Below are 17,974 nucleotides of genomic sequence, written 5' to 3'. Positions count from 1 at the left end.
GCATGCACACCCCCCTGATGCCGATCCCCGGGCACACGGACCCCGTTCCGGTGCCGCGTGACGTGACCCCGCGTGAAGATGGCCGGATCGACCTGATCGGCCTGCCCAAGAAGCGCATCGTCGAGCTGTTCGGCGAAGCCGGGCTCGATCCCAAGGCCGCCAAGCTGCGCGCCAAGCAGGTGTTCCACTGGCTCTACCACCGCGGCGTGACCGATTTCGAGGCGATGACCGACATCGCCAAGACGATGCGCCCGTGGCTGGCCGAACGGTTCGTGATCGACCGTCCGGAGATCGTCGAGGCGCAAGTTTCGACCGACGGCACGCGCAAGTGGCTGTTGCGCACGGCGGACAAGCATGACTTCGAGATGGTGTTCATCCCCGACGCCGACCGCGGCACGCTGTGCGTTTCCAGCCAGGTCGGCTGCACGCTCAACTGCCGCTTCTGCCATACCGGCACGATGCGGCTGGTGCGCAACCTGACGCCGGGCGAGATCGTCGGCCAGGTGATGCTCGCGCGCGATTCGCTGGGCGAATGGCCCAAGGGGGCCGGCAACATGGCCGGTCTGGACTTCGACGACGACGACGAGGAAGCGGCCAGCGCCTACACCCCCGACGGACGCCTGCTCACCAACATCGTGATGATGGGCATGGGCGAGCCGCTCTACAACTTCGACAACGTGCGCGATGCGCTGAAGCTGGTGATGGATGGCGACGGGCTTGCCCTGTCGAAGCGCCGCATCACGCTTTCGACCAGCGGCGTGGTGCCGATGATGGCCCGCGCGGGCGAGGAAATCGGTGTGAACCTTGCCGTCTCGCTCCACGCAGTGACCAAGGACGTGCGCGACGAGATCGTACCGATCAACCGCAAGTACGGGATCGAGGAACTGCTGCAGGCCTGCGCCGACTATCCCGGCGCTTCGAATGCGCGGCGGATCACGTTCGAATACGTGATGCTGAAGGACAAGAACGACAGCGACGACGATGCGCGCGAACTGGTCCGGCTGATCAAGCAGTACAAGCTGCCGGCCAAGGTCAACCTGATCCCGTTCAACCCGTGGGACGGCGCGGTCTATGAATGTTCGAGCCCGGAGCGAATCAAGCGCTTTGCCGAGATCGTGTTCGATGCCGGGATTTCCGCCCCGGTGCGCACGCCGCGCGGACGCGACATCGACGCGGCGTGCGGGCAGCTCAAGACGGCTGCCGAAAAGAAGAGCCGCGCCGAGCTCGACCGCCTCGCCGAAGAGAAGCAGGCCGCGCTCGGCTGACGGCCACCGTCACGAGGCGGTGTAGCTGCTCGACAGGCGGAACACCGTCTGCGCCGTGGCGCCGTTCACATAGCGCACACGGTAGAGCACGCCGGTACCAAGGCTGCCGCACAGACGCACCGAGAGGTTGGCCGAACCGCCCGCTGTAACAGCCTGGCTGAGGATCGGCTGGTAGGTGGTGCCTGTATCGGTCGACTGGTCGATGAACAGCGTGCCCGCCTGGTCGGCATAGGCACAGGCGTTGAAGAAGCAGTACTGCAGGCTGTTGGTGTTGCGCCCCGTCCCGGTGAACGTGGCCGATGCGGCCAGCGCGGTCTGGCTGTCGGTAAAGCCGGTGGTCGAATTGACCGTGCCAGTGACCGTCACCGAACCGAGCGCCGACGAGCCGCCGGCGAGCGACACGCCGCTGAAGCTGCTCGACTGCTGCTTTTGCGACAACGTGATCGAGACCGTGCCGCTGCCATAAGTCGACACGCGCGCGCGGACGAAGGCGGCGGTGGAGCTGAAGCTGAAAAGGCCGGCGATCGTCGAGCTGGTGACCGGCGCGCTGTTGGCGGCAGCGCTGGAGATCACCGGCAGCGCGACCCAGTTCGTGCCGTCGTTCGACTGTTCATAGCTGACCGTGCACGACGTTCCGGCGCTGGTCACCTGGAACGAACCACCCATATAGAGCGAATTGCTGGCCGAAACGACGACTGCGGCCGACGTCGCTGTGCCGGTAACCGCCGCGCCTTCGCTGCACGAACGATAGATCGCCGAGAGCCAGCCGGTCAGCCCCGTACCGCCGGTCGGCATCGTGGTGCCGGTGACGGCGGCGCCGGCGGGTTCAATGTTGGCAAGGTCCGTCGCCGGCGCGATCGACAGGCTGGCCGCACCGGTCTTGGCGCCAAGGCTGGCGGGAAGCTGGCCCGAGATCGCCGAAAGCGTGGTGATCGCCGACGCCTGCGCGGTGGCCGTCGCCGCCCCGGTGGGCAGCGGAAGGCTTGCGGCAGAGATCGCCTGCGTCGTCGGGAAGTTCGCCACCGAGACGGTCTGGCTTCCCGGCAGGTTGGTCACCGCGACAGGCAGCGGCGCATCGAGGCTGACGGTCTGGGCCGAATTGTCCGGGTTGGCGAAGGCCACCGCGTTGGCCGCGGTGAACGTCGAGGGGAACTGTATGGGGGGGTTTGGCATCTTGAGGCTCCTTGCAAGGGACGCTCTAGATAACCAAATCGGTTCTTGTAGGAAATATAACTAACCTACATGCCTATCCCATGGTGAGAGTGCCGCCTTGTGACACCATGTCGGCGCGTCCGCCAATCCACACGCCGTCCGCGGTTCGGCGCACGCTGACGCGGCCGTCTGCACCGACCTTGCGGCCCTGCGCGGCGACGTAGCCCTCGCCGCCCTCGCCCCGTTCGAACAGGGTGAGCGCGATCGCGGCGTTCAGGCTGCCGGTCACGGGATCTTCGGTGAACGTGCCGTCCGGCTTGGTGAAGAAGGCGCGCACTTCCCATGTGGCCTCGCCGCCGGGGGCCAAGGGCCCGACCAGGCCGACGTCGGTGGGCACGGTGGCCCGCGCCACCGGCTGCGCTGCGAGAACGTCCTCGGCCGAGCGAAGCACCAGAAGCCGCCAGCCGGGCCCGTTGTCCGCGTGCACGGCCGCGACCACCTGCTCGCGCGTAACGCCGGCGACGCGCATCGCCTCGCGCGCGTCCTCTTCGTCCAGCGGCCCCGCCCGCAACAGCGGCGGCGCACGGAAGGCAAGCTCCTCGCCCTCCTCGCGCACCTCGACCAGGCCGATGCCGCATTGCTGGACGATCACCCCGTCCTGGCGCGGAACGCCACCCGCCGCGCGCCAGGCGCGCGCTGTGCCGAGAGTCGGGTGCCCGGCAAACGGCAGCTCGCCCGCGGGATAGAAGATGCGCACGCGGTAATCGGCCCCCGGATCGGTCGGAGGCAGGAGGAAGGTCGTTTCCGAAAAACCCAGCCAACGGGTCAGCGCCAGCATCTGGTCAGACGAAAGCGCTTCTCCGCCACGCACGACGGCGAGCGGATTTCCGGTCATCGCTTGGCGTCCGAACACGTCAACCAGATCGATCAGCACGATTTTCGCCTTTTTCTCATAGCCTGTTCATACCTGCAGAGGTGATCCATCGCCCGCAGGAAACGCCCTGTCCCGGAAAGAGCCGCGCGTTGCTGCGTTCATCCGGCGTTGTGGATCGCAAGTCCACCCCCCGCGTTGCCCGTCACAATCGAATATCGGCAAACAGCAGGGAGCTTTTCGCCATGAAGAAGATGATCATCGCCGCGGTGCTTGCCGCCGTCGCCGTTCCCGCCGCTCCGGCGCTGGCGGACCCGCCGTCGTGGGCCCCGGCGCATGGCCGCCGCGACCACGATCGTGATCGTGATCGTGACTACCGCCGCGACTATCGTTCGGGCGACTATGACCGCTATGGCCGCTATCGCGAACCTCGCCGCCTTTCGCGCAACGATCGCATCTGGCGCGGTAACGACGGCCGTTACTACTGCCGCCGCAACAACGGCACCACGGGCCTGATCATCGGCGCAGGCGTTGGTGCGCTTGTCGGCCGCTCGATCGATAACCGTGGCGACCGGGCGCTGGGCACGATCCTCGGCGCGGCGGGCGGCGGCCTGCTTGGTCGCGAGATCGATCGCGGCGGACTGCAGTGCCGCTAAGCACCTAGCTTGAAAAAACAAAACGGGCGCGCGGCTTGCGGGAACGCAAGCCGCGCGTCATGCTTTGCGACGGCGGGATCTTCGGGAGGTACGCAATGAGCATGCTGTTGCTGGATCAGGCGCTGAAGCGGCTGGTTCGCAAAGGGACGCTGACGGTTACCGAAAGCTCGGGCAAGACACGGGTCTATGGCACCGCGACCGAGGGCTGGCCCGATCTGGGGCTGCGGCTGATGGATGCGAAGGTGCCGGGCGCGATCGCGCGCGATCCCTCGCTCGGTTTTGCCGAAGCCTACATGGACGGACGCGCCAGGATCGAGGGCGGCGACATCATGGATTTCGTCGGCTTCATCCGCCGCAACAACCCGTGGGAACGCGGGGGCGACCTCGACAATCCCGGCCCGCTGAAGAAGGTGCTGGAGCGCATCGCGTTCCTGATCGACCAGCGCAACCAGCGCGTCGCCTCCAAGCGCAACGTGGCGCACCACTACGACATCGGCAACGATCTCTACGAGCTGTTCCTCGATCCGCTGCGGCAATATTCCTGTGCCTACTGGCCGGAGGGCGTGACCACGCTCGAGGCCGCTCAGGAAGCCAAGATCGCGCACATCGCGGCAAAGCTGGACCTGCGCCCGGGCCAGCGGGTGCTCGACATCGGCTGCGGCTGGGGCGGGCTTGCCATGACGATCCATCGCATGACCGGGGCAAGCGTCCATGGCGTGACGCTGAGCGAGGAGCAGATCTCGTACGCCAAGGCCTGGGCCGCGCGCGAGGGCGTGGCCGACAAGGTGACGTTCTCGCTGACCGACTATCGCGACGTGGAAGGACGGTTCGACCGCATCGTTTCGGTGGGCATGTTCGAGCACGTTGGCGTGCCGAACTATCGCACCTTTTTCCGCACGTGCCATGACCTGCTGGCCGACGATGGGGTGATGCTGCTGCACACGATCGGCCGTGCTGGCCCGCCGACCGGGACCGACGGCTTCACGCGCAAGTACATTTTCCCCGGCGGCTACATTCCGTCGATGAGCGAGATGCTGCAGGGGATCGAACTCAACAAGCTGATGGTAAGCGATGTCGAGGTGCTGCGCCGCCACTATGCCCTGACCCTGCGCGAATGGTATCGGCGCTGCATTGCCAACGAAGGGCGCATCGTCGAGCTGTACGACGCGCGGTTCTATCGCATGTGGCTGTTCTACCTTGCCGGGGCTGCCACCGCGTTCGAGCACGGCGACCTGGTCAACTTCCAGTTCCAGATCGTGCGCGATCGTGACGCGCTGCCGCTGACGCGGGACTATATCGGAACGACCGAGGCGCAACTGATGAAGGGATATGCGCAAGGCAACGTGGTCCCGCTGGGCAAGGCGGGACGGGCCGGCTGACCCTTCAGCCGGATGCCGCGTCCGTTAGCGGCGCGGCGCGCCCGGGCCGGCGCGCACGCCAGTCCTGGATCGTTCCCCAGCTCATCGTCAGCAGCGCGGGGAGCGCCCAGACGGCGGCGAGGTTCGAGAAGATAAGGTGGGGAACGCCGTCGACGATCAGCGAGACGAAGTGGGTGATCACCGATAGCGACTGCATGGCGGCAAACCAGATCGGCCAGTAGCGGTTCGATTTGAGGGCCAGGACCCAGGCGATCAGCAGGATAAGAATGTCGGAACCGCTTCCGATACTCGCGAGGAAGGCTGGTGACACTAACGCGTTCGCAATCACCATGCCGACACTGATCAAACAAAGTAGGCCGGCGAAGCCCCGCTCGAGCCGCTGTCCGAAGACCATCTCCGTGATCATGTTGCTCAGCAGCATGACCCAGAAGAGGATAAGGATAGCAAGCGCGAACACGGGGCTTCCTCAAATCAGCAGGCGACCGGTTCGGTCACGTCGGCAATGGCAGTCCACGGGCCGGTCGGGCAGCCGAAGCTGGTTTCGCGCAAGTTGCTGTGCTTCAGGATCTTGGTCATTTCACGAACCGAATTGGACATCTTGGCACGGCCTTGGACAAGGCAGGTGAGCCCTTCGGCGAGCGACTGGAGCGCCGCCTGGGTCATCGGCATGGCGAGTTTGGATTCCTGGCTGGCTTCGATGAAGCTGGTGGCGAGCCGCATCTGCTGCAGCAGTGCGCGATCGATCATGCCACCCATTTCCTGGGCATCGCTGGCGACAACGCGGGTCGAGCCTTCACGCAGGTTGATCATGGAATACCTCCTGTTTCGCTTCGAGGTCCATGATTATACAGTCAGATATGCAATTTCAGGACGAAGATCAAACCAAGAACAAAAGTGATGATGGCAGATGTGGCCATAATCGAGAGGATCGACACCTGGGCGACCGACAAAATCCTTTCCTTCAACGAAAGTGAATTGCGAATCCCTCCCGTTGGGATTGATCTGCCCACTATCCGCATCGCCGATGGAGGCGGTTCCGGCTTTACCTGGTTGCGCTGCGACTCGACCGTTTCGCGATACCACCGCGCCACGGCGCCGCGGTTCTGGAAACCAAACTGGTGCATCGCGATGGCAATGTGATTGTCGACAGTCGAAGGCGAGATGCCGAGCTCACGACCGATCTCCTTCGAACTCATCCCCTTGGCGACAAGGGCGATGCAATCCTCCTGCCGCGCCGTCAGCCGAACTTCCTCTAGGCGATGGAGAGCGTCATTAAGTGTGTGCATGGCATAAAAATCAATGCCATGGCGCTCCGACCCCTGCATCTCCAACAACGGCCAATTTGGTATGAAATGTCCGAATCGGTGGTTTGCGGCTCAGAAAATCGCGCTTTTAAAACAAATACTTGATCAACGATTCGCGCGCCGGAACCGCGATTTCGGACGATGTCCAGCCGATCTCCAGTGATCTCCAGTCGATCTCCAGCATTCCCCAAGCGATTCTCCGCACAGGTCGGGCAGGCATGGGCAATCTCCAGTGATCTCCAGCGAAGTGCCTCCAATGGTCTGGAGAGCCCACATCCTGCGACAATGCGACCAGCGAAAGGCGGATTGGCCATAGCTCCGGAGGGTTGCCAGCGGCGTGGGTAGTCGTGGCAGCTGCTATCCGTCGGGAGGTCCACTGTCCCGACCCGCCAACCCTGAAGCGACCGGGCCGGCCGTACCGCCGGCTCGGGAAGAACTGGAATGAAACCGGCCGAGGGCGATTTGCCTTCCGACCGGCCACATCGACAAGCGATGGCCAGACGGCACGGGCCAGATTGCGGGTGCCAGCTTGCGGCGCTGCCTGCGTGGCTTGTGTAACAAGCCCATGTGGCCGAGCCGGAAGGCGTACGCGCCGACGCGTTGCGCCACCCTCGACACAGCTCGCGATCGCGATGCCGCGGTGGCCGGGGACCTTTCAGGTTCCTCTCCGGTTGCGCCCCCGCCCCCCGCCTGTTAGGCGCGCGGCGCGAAATTTCTGGCGCGCATACGGGAGTCGCCCATGTCCGATATCAAGCGGGTCGTCCTTGCCTACTCCGGCGGGCTCGACACCTCCGTCATCCTCAAGTGGCTGCAGGTCACCTACAACTGCGAAGTGGTGACCTTCACCGCAGACCTCGGCCAGGGCGAGGAACTCGGACCGGCCCGCGCCAAGGCCGAACTGATGGGCGTGAAGCCCGAGCACATCTACATCGACGACCTGCGCGAGGAATTCGTGCGCGACTTCGTTTTCCCGATGATGCGCGCGAACGCCCGCTACGAGGGCGACTACCTGCTCGGCACCTCGATCGCGCGTCCGCTGATCTCCAAGCGCCTGATCGAGATCGCGCACGAAACCGGCGCCGATGCCGTGGCTCACGGCGCCACCGGCAAGGGCAACGACCAGGTCCGCTTCGAGCTGTCGGCCTATGCGCTCGATCCGTCGATCAAGGTGATCGCGCCGTGGCGCGAATGGGATCTGACCAGCCGCACCGCGCTGATCGCCTGGGCCGAAGCGCACCAGATCCCCGTACCCAAGGACAAGCGCGGCGAAAGCCCGTTCTCGACCGATGCCAACCTCCTCCACACCTCGTCCGAGGGCAAGGTGCTCGAGGATCCGTGGGAAGAGACGCCCGACTACGTCTATTCACGCACGGTGAACCCGGAAGACGCGCCCGACGCCCCGGAATACATCACCATCGACTTCGAAAAGGGCGATGGCGTTGCGCTGAACGGCGAAGCGATGTCGCCCGCCACGCTGCTGACCGCGCTCAACGAACTCGGCCGCAAGCACGGCATCGGCCGGCTGGACCTGGTCGAGAACCGCTTCGTGGGCATGAAGAGCCGCGGCATGTACGAAACGCCGGGCGGCGAGATCTATGCCCGCGCGCATCGCGGGATCGAAAGCATCACGCTCGACCGGGGTGCCGCGCACCTCAAGGACGAGCTCATGCCCAAGTATGCCGAGCTGATCTACAACGGCTTCTGGTTCAGCCCCGAACGCGAGATGCTGCAGGCGGCGATCGACCACAGCCAGGCGCGCGTCAACGGCACGGTCCGGCTCAAGCTCTACAAGGGCAGCGCGCAGGTCGTCGGCCGCAAGTCGCCCGACAGCCTCTATTCGGAACGCCACGTGACGTTCGAGGACGATGCCGGCGCCTATGACCAGAAGGACGCGGCGGGCTTCATCAAGCTTAACGCCCTGCGCCTGCGCCTGCTCGCCCAGCGCGACAGCCGCTGACCGGTTCGCGGGGAAGCGTTCAATTCGCCGCTTCCCCGCCCCGCCATCATGCTGCCAGCCGACCTGACCCCGCTGCATGCCCTTGCCGGCGTTGGGGCCATGCTGCTTGCTATCTCGATCTTCGCTGGCTGGCGCGACCGCCGCAACTTGCGACGCGAGGATCTCGACCGGGTGAGCCTGATCAACTGGCGCCAGATCGCCGCGGTCACCTCCATCATTGCGATCGTCGCGCTCAGCGCGGCCGCGCACCTGTGGTTTACCGCCTGACCTGCTGGGCGGAGTAGAAATTCTTGATTGCCCGAAACCCCTCCCAGATGGGAGGTGGGGTCTGTGGGGGCGCATGCCATTTGCGCCGCCAATAGGTTCATCAAGGGTTGATCATGGCCGATCCCAAAGTCCTTACCCATCTGCAGCGGCTGGAAGCCGAAGCGATCCACATCATGCGCGAGGTCGTGGCCGAGGCGGACAACCCGGTCATGCTCTATTCGGTGGGCAAGGACAGCGCGGTCATGCTGCACCTGGCGCGCAAGGCATTCTACCCCTCGCCGCCGCCCTTCCCGCTGCTGCACGTCGACACCACGTGGAAATTCCAGGCGATGTACGAGCTGCGCGACCGCATGGCGCGTGAATCCGGCATGGAACTGCTCGTCTACCAGAACCCCGAAGCCGAAGCGCGGGGCATCAACCCGTTCGACCATGGCGCGCTCCACACCGACATGTGGAAGACCGAAGGGTTGAAGCAGGCGCTCGACAAGTACGGCTTCGACGCTGCCTTCGGTGGCGCGCGTCGCGACGAGGAGAAGAGCCGCGCCAAGGAGCGCATCTTCTCGTTCCGCACCGCCAGCCACGGCTGGGACCCCAAGAACCAGCGTCCCGAGCTGTGGAACCTCTACAACGCCCGCAAGAACAAGGGCGAGAGCATCCGCGTGTTCCCGATCTCGAACTGGACCGAGCTTGACATCTGGCAGTACATCCACCTGAACGACGTGCCGATCGTGCCGCTGTACTTCGCTGAAGAGCGCCCGACCTATGAATGGGAAGGCCAGTTGTTCATGGCCGACGACATTCCCCGGCTGGAGCGCGTGCTTGGCCGCAAGCCCGAGATCGTCAACCGTTCGATCCGCTTCCGCACGCTGGGCTGCTTCCCGCTGACCGGCGCGGTCGAAAGCACGGCCAAGACCTTGCCCGAAGTGATCCAGGAAACGCTGCTGACCACCACCAGCGAACGCCAGGGCCGCGTGATCGACAAGGACGCCGGCGGCGCCGGCATGGAAGTGAAGAAGCAGCAGGGGTATTTTTGACCTGCCACGGAATGCTTGGCGTTCCGAAGGGTCAACCCCGGACTTGATCCGGGGCCCCGCTTCCTTCCGGAGGAAGCAAGAAACAGCGGGATCCCGGATCAAGTCCGGGATGACGGGTGAGCAAAATGACTGACCAGACCGACGTGATTTACAAGACCGATGACCTCATCGCGCAGGACATCGACGCCTACCTCGAGCAGCACCAGCACAAGACGATGCTGCGCTTCATCACCTGCGGGTCGGTGGACGACGGCAAATCCACGCTGATCGGTCGGCTGCTCTACGATTCGAAGATGATCTTCGAGGACCAGCTCGCCGCGCTGGAAAGCGACAGCAAGAAGGTGGGCACGCAAGGGGCCGAGATCGATTTCGCGCTGCTCGTCGACGGGCTCGCCGCGGAGCGCGAACAGGGCATCACCATCGACGTTGCCTATCGCTTCTTCGGCACCGAGAAGCGCAAGTTCATCGTGGCCGACACGCCGGGGCACGAACAGTACACGCGCAACATGGTCACCGGCGCCTCGACCGCCGACCTTGCCGTCATCCTGATCGATGCGCGCAAGGGCGTGCTGACGCAGACCCGCCGCCATTCGTACCTCGCCCACCTGATCGGCATCCGCCACATCGTGCTGGCAGTGAACAAGATGGACCTCGTCGGCTACGATCAGGCGACGTATGACGCGATCGTTGCCGATTATGCCGCCTTCGCCCGATCGATCGGGATCGAACGCTTCGTGCCGATGCCGATCTCGGGCTTCAAGGGCGACAACATAACCGGGCTGAGCGCCAATACGCCCTGGTACACCGGGCCCAGCCTGATCCAGCATCTGGAAACGGTCGAGGTCGATACCACCACGGACCAAGCCAAGCCCTTCCGCATGCCGGTGCAGTGGGTGAACCGTCCCAACCTCGATTTCCGAGGCTTTTCGGGCCTGATCGCCAGCGGCACGGTGCGCCCGGGCGACACCGTGCGCGTGCTGCCGTCGGGCAAGACCAGCACCGTCTCGCGCGTGGTCACTCTCGATGGCGACCTTGACGAGGCAGTGGCCGGGCAGTCGGTAACGATCTGCCTTGCCGACGAGATCGACTGTTCGCGCGGCGATGTCCTTGCCACCGCCGATGCGCCGCCGCAGGCGGCGGACCAGTTCGAGAGCACGCTCGTGTGGATGGCAGACGAAGCGCTGCTTCCCGGTCGCGCCTACTGGCTCAAGCTCGGTACGCAGACCGTGTCGGCCACGGTGCAGGAGCCCAAGTACACCGTCAACGTCAACACCATGGAGCATCTTGCCTGCAAGACGCTCGATCTCAACGCGATCGGCGTGGCCGAGATCACGACCGACCGCGCGATCGTGTTCGAACCCTATGCCGAAGGGCGCACGCTCGGCGGGTTCATCCTGATCGACAAGATCACCAACGCCACGGTCGCCGCCGGCATGCTGCACTTCAGCCTGCGCCGGGCGCAGAACGTGCACTGGCAGGCGATGGACGTCAGCCGTGCCGCGCACGCCGCGCTCAAGAACCAGCAGCCCGCCGTGCTGTGGTTCACCGGCCTTTCCGGCTCGGGCAAGTCGACCATCGCCAACCTGGTCGAAAAGAAGCTCCATGCGCTGGGCAAGCACACGTTCGTGCTCGATGGCGACAACGTGCGCCACGGGCTCAACAAGGACCTGGGCTTTACCGAGGCCGATCGCATCGAGAACATCCGCCGCGTGGGCGAAGTCGCCAAGCTGATGACCGATGCGGGCCTTATCGTCCTCACCGCCTTCATCAGCCCCTTCCGCGCCGAGCGCGAGATGGTGCGCGAACTGCTGGCCGACGGGGAATTCCTCGAAGTGTTCATCGACACCCCGCTCGAACTGGCAGAGGCGCGCGACGTGAAGGGCCTCTACAAGAAGGCGCGTTCGGGCCAGCTCAAGAACTTCACCGGGATCGACAGCCCCTACGAAGCACCCGAGAGCCCCGAAATCCGGGTGGACACCACGAAGGAAAGCCCCGAAGACGCGGCCGAACGGATCGTCGACCACCTGCTCGGCTGGGCGCCGACGATCTGATTGCGGAGAGCTGACTTGTGGCGATGACCGACGCTGACCTTGCCGCGCATCTGGCCGAAGTGGCCGGGCGCCTGCTGTTGACCGTGCGCGACAGCCAGGTGCTCAGCCTGAAGTCGCTGGGCAAGGCGGGCGATGCCACCGCCAACCAGTTCCTCTGCCACGCCCTGCGCGAGCAGCGCCCCGACGACGGGCTGCTGTCGGAAGAGGAAAAGGACAACCTCGACCGCCTCGCCTTTTCGCGCACCTGGATCGTCGATCCGGTCGACGGGACGCGCGAATATGGAGAGGAGCGCACTGACTGGGCAGTCCACGTCGGCCTTTCGATCGACGGCGTCGCCACCACCGGCGCGGTCGCGCTGCCGGGCGCGGGGATCGTCCTGCGCTCGGACCAGCCGCGTGCCCTGCCCGCAGCCCCTGAAACGCTGCGCATGGTGGTCAGCCGCACGCGCCCCGCAAGGGAAGCGCTGGCGGTGGCCGAAACGCTCGGCGCCGAACTGGTGCCGATGGGCAGTGCCGGGGCCAAGGCGATGGCGGTGATCCTCGGCACCGCCGACATCTACCTGCATTCGGGCGGCCAGTACGAATGGGACTCCTGCGCGCCCGTCGCAGTCGCCCTCGCCTACGGCTTGCACTGCAGCCGCATCGACGGCAGCCCGCTGGTCTATAACCAGGCCAACACTTACATGCCCGACCTGCTGATCTGCCGGAAGGAACATGCCGAGCGGGTTCTCTCCGAAGTCGCGAGGGTCTCCGCCTAAGCGAGCGCCAGCACGCTGGTCAGGATGTGGCGGACAAGGTCCGCCTGCCCGCGCGCGCCGGTCTTGGCGTAGATCTTCTTCGAATAGTTGCGCGCGGTTTCCACCGTCAGCCCCAGCTCTGCCGCCGCTTCGGCAATGCCAAGCCCCTGCGCCATGGCCCAGGCCAGTCGCGCTTCGCTGGGGCTCAGGCCGAACAGCCCGACCAGCTGCTCGCGCCGGTCGGCGCTCGAACTGCGGTCTCCCGAAATATAGGCCACGGCGACCGGCTGGTTGCCACCGGCAAGGCCGTGCAGCCGCACCGGCGCCACCAGCAGGTCGATCCACGGATCGCGACTGAGATGCAGCGCCTTGGGCCGCGCGGCTGGATCGGCGGCGAGCGCGCGAACCTGGCTGGTCAGCGCGCGGTCGATCTCGGGCGAGGCGGGCAGCAGGCGGCCGCGCGGGCCCTTGCGGATCGCCGATGTGCGCGCGAGCAGGCTTTCGGCCTGCGAGTCCATGTCGACCACGCAGCACGCGGCATCGAGCGTGATCCAGCCGAAATTCATTCGCCGGAACGCCTCGGCGCTGATCTGCGCGCGGGCGCGTTCGCGCTCCAGCGCGGAAAAGGCGCGCAGGGCGGCGCGGAAATGCGGCACCACCAGCGCCAGCAGCCGCCCCTGCGCCGCGCCCAGCTCCTCGCGCCCGGCCAGGATCAGCCAGCCATCGAGCCCCGCCGGTTCGCGCAGGCGCACGGCGCGCAAGTCGAAGATCCCCGCCGGCCGCAGCACGTCTGCGGCAAAGCCGGCTTGCGCCGGGCCGCCCGCCGCGACGATCTCCTCCAGCGCATAGACCCGCGCCTCGCGCATCAGCTGCAGCCGGGCGGATTCGTCGGCATGCCCTTCGGTCAGGAAGCGGGCAAAGCCTTCGCCTCCCTGCCCCGAGCGGACTTCGATGACGTCCTCCCCGCTCGCCGCCATGACGACGATAGCCGCCTGCGCAACGCCCGCCGCCGCGCGCAGGCGCGACAGGAAGGTTTGCCACATCGGCTGTTCGAACAGGCCTTCGTGCAGCGGGACGAGCAGGTCGGTCTCGCCGGGAACGGGGGTACGCATCGGCGGCAGTCTATCGCCGCCACGCCTGAACCGCCACCGGGCAAGTCCAGGCGATCGTCGCGATCAGCTCAGGACCAGCCGTCCTGCGCTTCGAGGCTCTTCGCCAGTTCGCCGATCACGCGGTAGCAATCGAGCACCTTGCCCACCGACGAGTTGGGCTCGCGCCCTTCGCGGATGGCGGCGACGAACTCGCGGTCCTGCAGCTCGATGCCGTTCATGCTGACATCGACCTTCGACACGTCGATCGGCTCTTCCTTGCCGTTCACCAGATCATCGTAGCGCGCGATGTAGGTGCCGGTATCGCCGATGTAGCGGAAGAAGGTGCCGAGCGGTCCGTCGTTGTTGAACGAAAGCGACAGCGTGCAGATCGCGCCGGTTTCGGCCTTCAGCTGGATCGACATGTCCATCGCGATGCCAAGCTCGGGGTGCTTGGGCCCCTGCAGCACGTTGGCGGCAACGATCTTGCCCGACTGGTATGCGAACAGGTCGATCGTGTGCGCCGCGTGGTGCCACAGCAGGTGGTCGGTCCAGGACCGCGGCTCACCCTTGGCGTTCATGTTCTTGCGGCGGAAGAAGTAGGTCTGCACGTCCATCTGCTGAAGCGACAGTTCGCCCGCGACGATCTTGTTGTGCACGTACTGGTGCGAAGGATTGAAGCGACGGGTGTGGCCGACCATGCAGACAAGGCCGGTTTCGCTGCTCTTGGCGACCACCGCCTTGGCATCGGCCCAGCTGTCGGACAGCGGAATTTCGACCTGCACGTGCTTGCCGGCATCCATGCAGGCGATCGCCTGTTCGGCGTGCATCTGCGTCGGGGTGCACAGGATCACCGCATCGACATCGTCGCGCGCCAGCGCATCGGCCAGCTCGGTCGACGAATGCTTCGCGCCGTACTTGGCGGCAACCGCGGCGGCCTGCTCTCCGGTGCGGCTGATGATCGAGACGATCTCGACCCCGTCGATCTTCTTTAGGCCGTCGAGGTGCTTCTCGCCGAAGGCGCCAGCCCCGGCGAGCGCGATGCGGATAGGTTGGGTCATTCTACTGGCTCCAGAACAAGGTGGCCGATGGCCGTGTTGCTGCAAGGGATGTGGTAGTGACGATGCAGGCAGCGGGTTTCGCGCCCCAGCGCACCGCGCATGATCAGCCACATCACCATCTCGATGCCTTCGCTGCCGGTTTCGCGCAGGTATTCGATGTGCGGAATGGCCCGCGCCTCCTGGCTGTCACCGACCAGCAGGTCCATGAACATGTTGTCCCATTCCCGGTTGAGCAGCCCGGCACGCGGCCCCTGGAGCTGGTGGCTCATGCCGCCGGTGCCCCAGATCTGCACGTTGAGGTCCTCGGGGAAGCTCTCGACCGCGCGCTTGATCGCTTCGCCCAGCGCCCAGCAGCGGTTGCCCGACGGTACGGGATAGGTGACGACATTGACCGCCAGCGGGATGACCTTCACCGGCCACCGGTCCGGCTGGCCGAACATCATCGACAGCGGCACGGTCAAACCGTGATCGACGTCCATCTCGTTGATGATGGTCATGTCGAAATCGTCGAGGATCAGGCTCTGTGCGATGTGCCAGGCAAGGTCGGCATGGCCTTCGACGTCGGGCACAGGGCGCGGTCCCCAGCCCTCGTCTGCCGGCTTGTAGCGTTCGCCGCAGCCGATCGCGAAGGTCGGGATGATGTTCGCATCGAAGGCAGAGGCGTGGTCGTTGTAGACCAGCACGATCACGTCGGGCTTCTGCTCGGCCTCCCAGGCCCTGGTCCAGTCGTAGCCGGCGAAGATCGGGCCGAAATAGTCGTCACGGCTCTTGCCCTGGTCGACTGCGACACCGAGCAACGGCACGTGGCTCGACCCCACGCCTGCGGTAATGCGCGCCATGTCAGAAGCCCCCCTTGATGCTGCGATTGCCCACCGGAGAGCGTCCGCCATCCAGCATCATCTGCCGGTATTCGGGAAAGGTCATGTCGGTCATCGTCGAACAGGCTTCCGCAAACGGAATGCCGTCGGTCGAAAAGATCTTGGACAGGAAGTAGATGTTCCCGCCCAGATCGAGCATGCGGTTGTAGTCGCGCGCCAGGACCGCGAGCTTCTGGTCCTCTGTCAGCGGCCATTCGTCGAGATAGGCGCGCTCGCCCGCCTTCCACCGCTCGCGGTTTTCCGGCTTCATCAGGCTCATCGCGAACTGGTTCAGGTGATACCCCTTGCGCGCGCGGCTCGCGGTATAGACGCGCGTTCCGGGAATATCCTCGAACTCGGCGAGATATTCGTGGATGTCCTGCACGGACCTGTCGTTCTGGTCGGTCACAGGCCTCGGTCCTTGAGCTGGGCGTCGAGCCGCGGGAACACCCGCCGCGCGTTGCCCTCGAAGATCGCGTGACGTTCGGCATCGGTGATGTCGAGCGCGTCGATGTACCGCTTGGTGTCATCGAAGTAGTGCCCGGTCGTGGGATCGATGCCGCGCACCGCGCCCACCATCTCGCTGCCGAACAGGATGTTCTTGTTCTCGATCACGTCGGCCAGCAGGTCGATGCCCGGCTGGTGATAGACGCAGGTATCGAAGTAGATGTTGTTCATCAGATGCGTGTCGAGCGACGGCTTCTTCAGCATGTCGGCAAGACCGCGATAGCGGCCCCAGTGATAGGGCACCGCGCCGCCGCCGTGCGGGATGATGAAGCGCAGCGTCGGGAAACGGCCGAACAGGTCGCCTTCGAGCAACTGCATGAACGCGATCGTATCGGCCGCGATGTAGTACCCGCCCGTGGCATGCATCGCCGGATTGCACGATCCCGACACGTGGATCATCGCCGGAACGTCCAGCTCGACCATCTTCTCGTAGAACGGGAACCAGAATTCGTCGGTCAGCGGCGGATGCTTGAAATGGCCGCCACCGGGATCGGGATTGAGATTGCAGCCGATGAAGCCAAGCTGGGTGACGCAACGTTCCAACTCGGCGATCGAGCTGCTCATGTCCGCCTCGGGCGACTGGGGCAGCATGCACACCCCGGCGAAGATGTCGGGGTAGAGCCCGACGACCCGCGCGATGAGATCGTTGCACACCTGTGCCCACTTCACCGCCACCGACTGATCGCCCACGTGCGGCGCCATGGCCGAAGCGCGCGGGGAAAAGATCGTCATGTCCGCGCCGCGCTCCTTGAGCAGGCGCAGCTGGTTGCCCTCGATCGTCTCACGGATCTCGTCATCGGAAATCTCGGGGTACGGCGGGCATTCGGTGCCGGCCTTGAACGCCGCCTTCTGCGCCTCTCGCCAGGCGTCGTGCGCCTTCGGCAACACGGTGTAGTGGCCGTGGCAATCGATGATCATCGTCATGCAACCGTTCCCTCAGTTCTGGCGGCAGGCTTGGCAGGTGTCTCGATGGGGTGGCCGGCCTGCGCGCGCTGGCGTCGCACCGTGCCGTTGGTCATCATCGGTTCGACGCCCAGATCGGCCAGTGTCTTGGCCGATTCCTCCATCTCGGCGGCGCGGCGTATGCCGTGGGTCGCCATCCGCTCGATGTTGTAGGCCGCGCGCTCGAACCAGCTCTGCGTCCGTTCGCTGGCATCGAGCGAGGCAAGCACATCCTCGGCCACGCCGGCGGCGTTGGCCGCAAGCATCATCTCGGCGGTCAGCGCCTCGATGCCCTTGACCATGACCGAGCGGATCATCTTGATCGCGCTCGCCCGACCCACTTCGGCACCGACCACACGCATGTTGGCAAAGCCCGCAGCAAGCAGCGCCTGCGCCGCATCATCCGCCGCCGCGCCCGCCACCAGCAGCGGCACGTTCATCCGCGCCGGATTGACCGGCGCCAGCACCGCCACGTCGACATAGCGCGCGCCCGCTGCCTCCACGGCCCGCGCCGCCGCGCGCTTGGTCTCGGGCGAAACCGAGTTCATGTCGCAGAACAGCGCCCCTGGCCGCAGCAGGCCCGCAAAGTCACGCGCCGCATCGAGCGCGGAATCGGCCGTCACCAACGACAGCGCCAGGTCGGCATCGCCCAGCGCGCAGTCGGCTGTGGCACAGGCAATCACGCCCGCCTCCTCCATCACCGCGCGGCGCGCGGGCTGCACGTCATAGGCGAGCGCGCCTGCTTCCCAGCCCGCGGCCTTGGCGAACGTCGAGCCGGCCTCGCCGAAACCGATAAGGGCGATGCGAATATCCATTCCCCGCCTCTCGCCCGCGCCCCGCCATCAC

19 protein-coding genes are annotated in these 17,974 nt (G+C 65.4%); 8 read left to right on the top strand and 11 right to left on the bottom strand.

Features of this window, described 5'->3' with window-relative positions:
• Positions 1–2: 2 nt before the first annotated feature.
• Positions 3–1,265 carry a 23S rRNA (adenine(2503)-C(2))-methyltransferase RlmN gene (rlmN, locus tag HHL27_RS06480; protein WP_169492552.1) on the top strand — a complete coding sequence of 421 codons (1,263 nt, stop codon included), beginning with the start codon at positions 3–5 and terminating at the stop codon, positions 1,263–1,265.
• Positions 1,266–1,274: 9 nt separating this feature from the next.
• Here rlmN and HHL27_RS06475 read toward each other — a convergent pair whose 3' ends face one another.
• Both HHL27_RS06475 and HHL27_RS06470 read right to left on the bottom strand, forming a co-directional pair.
• Positions 1,275–2,438 (bottom strand): hypothetical protein, encoded by a 1,164-nt coding sequence (locus HHL27_RS06475; RefSeq protein WP_169492551.1) that lies wholly within the window; start codon positions 2,436–2,438, stop codon positions 1,275–1,277.
• Positions 2,439–2,511: 73 nt separating this feature from the next.
• On the bottom strand, positions 2,512–3,351 hold the full coding sequence (locus HHL27_RS06470) for a PhzF family phenazine biosynthesis isomerase (RefSeq protein WP_169492550.1): 840 nt from the start codon (positions 3,349–3,351) through the stop codon (positions 2,512–2,514).
• Between the two features lie 182 nt (positions 3,352–3,533).
• On the opposite strand from HHL27_RS06470, the gene HHL27_RS06465 reads away from it, so the two are divergent.
• On the top strand, positions 3,534–3,944 hold the full coding sequence (locus tag HHL27_RS06465) for a glycine zipper 2TM domain-containing protein (RefSeq protein ID WP_169492549.1): 411 nt from the start codon (positions 3,534–3,536) through the stop codon (positions 3,942–3,944).
• A 101-nt stretch (positions 3,945–4,045) separates the two neighbouring features.
• Positions 4,046–5,323 carry an SAM-dependent methyltransferase gene (locus HHL27_RS06460; protein ID WP_169492816.1) on the top strand — a complete coding sequence of 426 codons (1,278 nt, stop codon included), beginning with the start codon at positions 4,046–4,048 and terminating at the stop codon, positions 5,321–5,323.
• Between the two features lie 4 nt (positions 5,324–5,327).
• Here HHL27_RS06460 and HHL27_RS06455 read toward each other — a convergent pair whose 3' ends face one another.
• From HHL27_RS06455 to HHL27_RS06445, 3 genes are read right to left on the bottom strand one after another with little or no spacing between them, the layout of a single operon-like run.
• Positions 5,328–5,780 (bottom strand): hypothetical protein, encoded by a 453-nt coding sequence (locus HHL27_RS06455; protein WP_169492548.1) that lies wholly within the window; start codon positions 5,778–5,780, stop codon positions 5,328–5,330.
• A gap of 14 nt (positions 5,781–5,794) precedes the next feature.
• Positions 5,795–6,133: a hypothetical protein gene (locus HHL27_RS06450; protein WP_169492547.1), complete on the bottom strand. Its 339-nt coding sequence runs from the start codon at positions 6,131–6,133 to the stop codon at positions 5,795–5,797.
• 41 nt (positions 6,134–6,174) lie between these two features.
• Positions 6,175–6,648 (bottom strand): response regulator transcription factor, encoded by a 474-nt coding sequence (locus HHL27_RS06445; protein WP_240959424.1) that lies wholly within the window; start codon positions 6,646–6,648, stop codon positions 6,175–6,177.
• A 718-nt stretch (positions 6,649–7,366) separates the two neighbouring features.
• Between HHL27_RS06445 and HHL27_RS06440 the strand changes: the two genes are divergently transcribed.
• The 5 genes from HHL27_RS06440 to HHL27_RS06420 all read left to right on the top strand — a co-directional run bounded on the left by HHL27_RS06440 (position 7,367) and on the right by HHL27_RS06420 (position 12,694).
• Positions 7,367–8,584, top strand: a complete 1,218-nt coding sequence (locus HHL27_RS06440) for an argininosuccinate synthase (RefSeq protein WP_169492546.1) — start codon at positions 7,367–7,369, stop codon at positions 8,582–8,584.
• A gap of 48 nt (positions 8,585–8,632) precedes the next feature.
• Entirely contained in the window at positions 8,633–8,851 is a 219-nt protein-coding gene (locus HHL27_RS06435; RefSeq protein ID WP_169492545.1) for a hypothetical protein, read from the top strand.
• Positions 8,852–8,964: 113 nt separating this feature from the next.
• A complete protein-coding gene (gene cysD / locus HHL27_RS06430) occupies positions 8,965–9,885 on the top strand; it encodes a sulfate adenylyltransferase subunit CysD (RefSeq protein WP_169492544.1) in 921 nt (306 codons plus the stop codon).
• A 125-nt stretch (positions 9,886–10,010) separates the two neighbouring features.
• Positions 10,011–11,936 (top strand): sulfate adenylyltransferase subunit CysN, encoded by a 1,926-nt coding sequence (cysN, locus tag HHL27_RS06425; RefSeq protein WP_169492543.1) that lies wholly within the window; start codon positions 10,011–10,013, stop codon positions 11,934–11,936.
• A gap of 23 nt (positions 11,937–11,959) precedes the next feature.
• Entirely contained in the window at positions 11,960–12,694 is a 735-nt protein-coding gene (locus HHL27_RS06420) for a 3'(2'),5'-bisphosphate nucleotidase CysQ (protein WP_169492813.1), read from the top strand.
• Here the strand turns inward: HHL27_RS06420 and HHL27_RS06415 are convergent.
• The 6 genes from HHL27_RS06415 to HHL27_RS06390 all read right to left on the bottom strand — a co-directional run bounded on the left by HHL27_RS06415 (position 12,691) and on the right by HHL27_RS06390 (position 17,943).
• Positions 12,691–13,785, bottom strand: a complete 1,095-nt coding sequence (locus HHL27_RS06415) for a helix-turn-helix transcriptional regulator (protein ID WP_240959423.1) — start codon at positions 13,783–13,785, stop codon at positions 12,691–12,693. The two genes, HHL27_RS06420 and HHL27_RS06415, sit on opposite strands and share 4 nt — an antisense overlap.
• Before the next feature lie 68 nt (positions 13,786–13,853).
• Entirely contained in the window at positions 13,854–14,810 is a 957-nt protein-coding gene (locus HHL27_RS06410; RefSeq protein WP_169492812.1) for a Gfo/Idh/MocA family oxidoreductase, read from the bottom strand.
• An 8-nt stretch (positions 14,811–14,818) separates the two neighbouring features.
• Positions 14,819–15,661, bottom strand: a complete 843-nt coding sequence (locus tag HHL27_RS06405) for a class III extradiol dioxygenase subunit beta (RefSeq protein ID WP_169492542.1) — start codon at positions 15,659–15,661, stop codon at positions 14,819–14,821.
• A 1-nt stretch (position 15,662) separates the two neighbouring features.
• Complete coding sequence (ligA, locus tag HHL27_RS06400; protein ID WP_169492541.1) at positions 15,663–16,088, bottom strand: protocatechuate 4,5-dioxygenase subunit alpha; 426 nt, start codon at positions 16,086–16,088, stop codon at positions 15,663–15,665.
• Entirely contained in the window at positions 16,085–17,110 is a 1,026-nt protein-coding gene (locus HHL27_RS06395; protein WP_169492540.1) for an amidohydrolase family protein, read from the bottom strand. Before HHL27_RS06395 ends, ligA begins: the two co-directional genes overlap by 4 nt.
• Entirely contained in the window at positions 17,107–17,943 is an 837-nt protein-coding gene (locus HHL27_RS06390) for an NAD(P)-dependent oxidoreductase (protein WP_169492539.1), read from the bottom strand. Before HHL27_RS06390 ends, HHL27_RS06395 begins: the two co-directional genes overlap by 4 nt.
• Positions 17,944–17,974: the final 31 nt, after the last annotated feature.

The organism is Novosphingobium olei (assembly GCF_012927405.1).
GTDB classification, from domain to species: Bacteria; Pseudomonadota; Alphaproteobacteria; order Sphingomonadales; family Sphingomonadaceae; genus Novosphingobium; species Novosphingobium olei.
The sequence above is the reverse complement of the archived record's forward strand: the minus strand, read 5'-3'. Positions and strand labels throughout refer to the sequence as shown.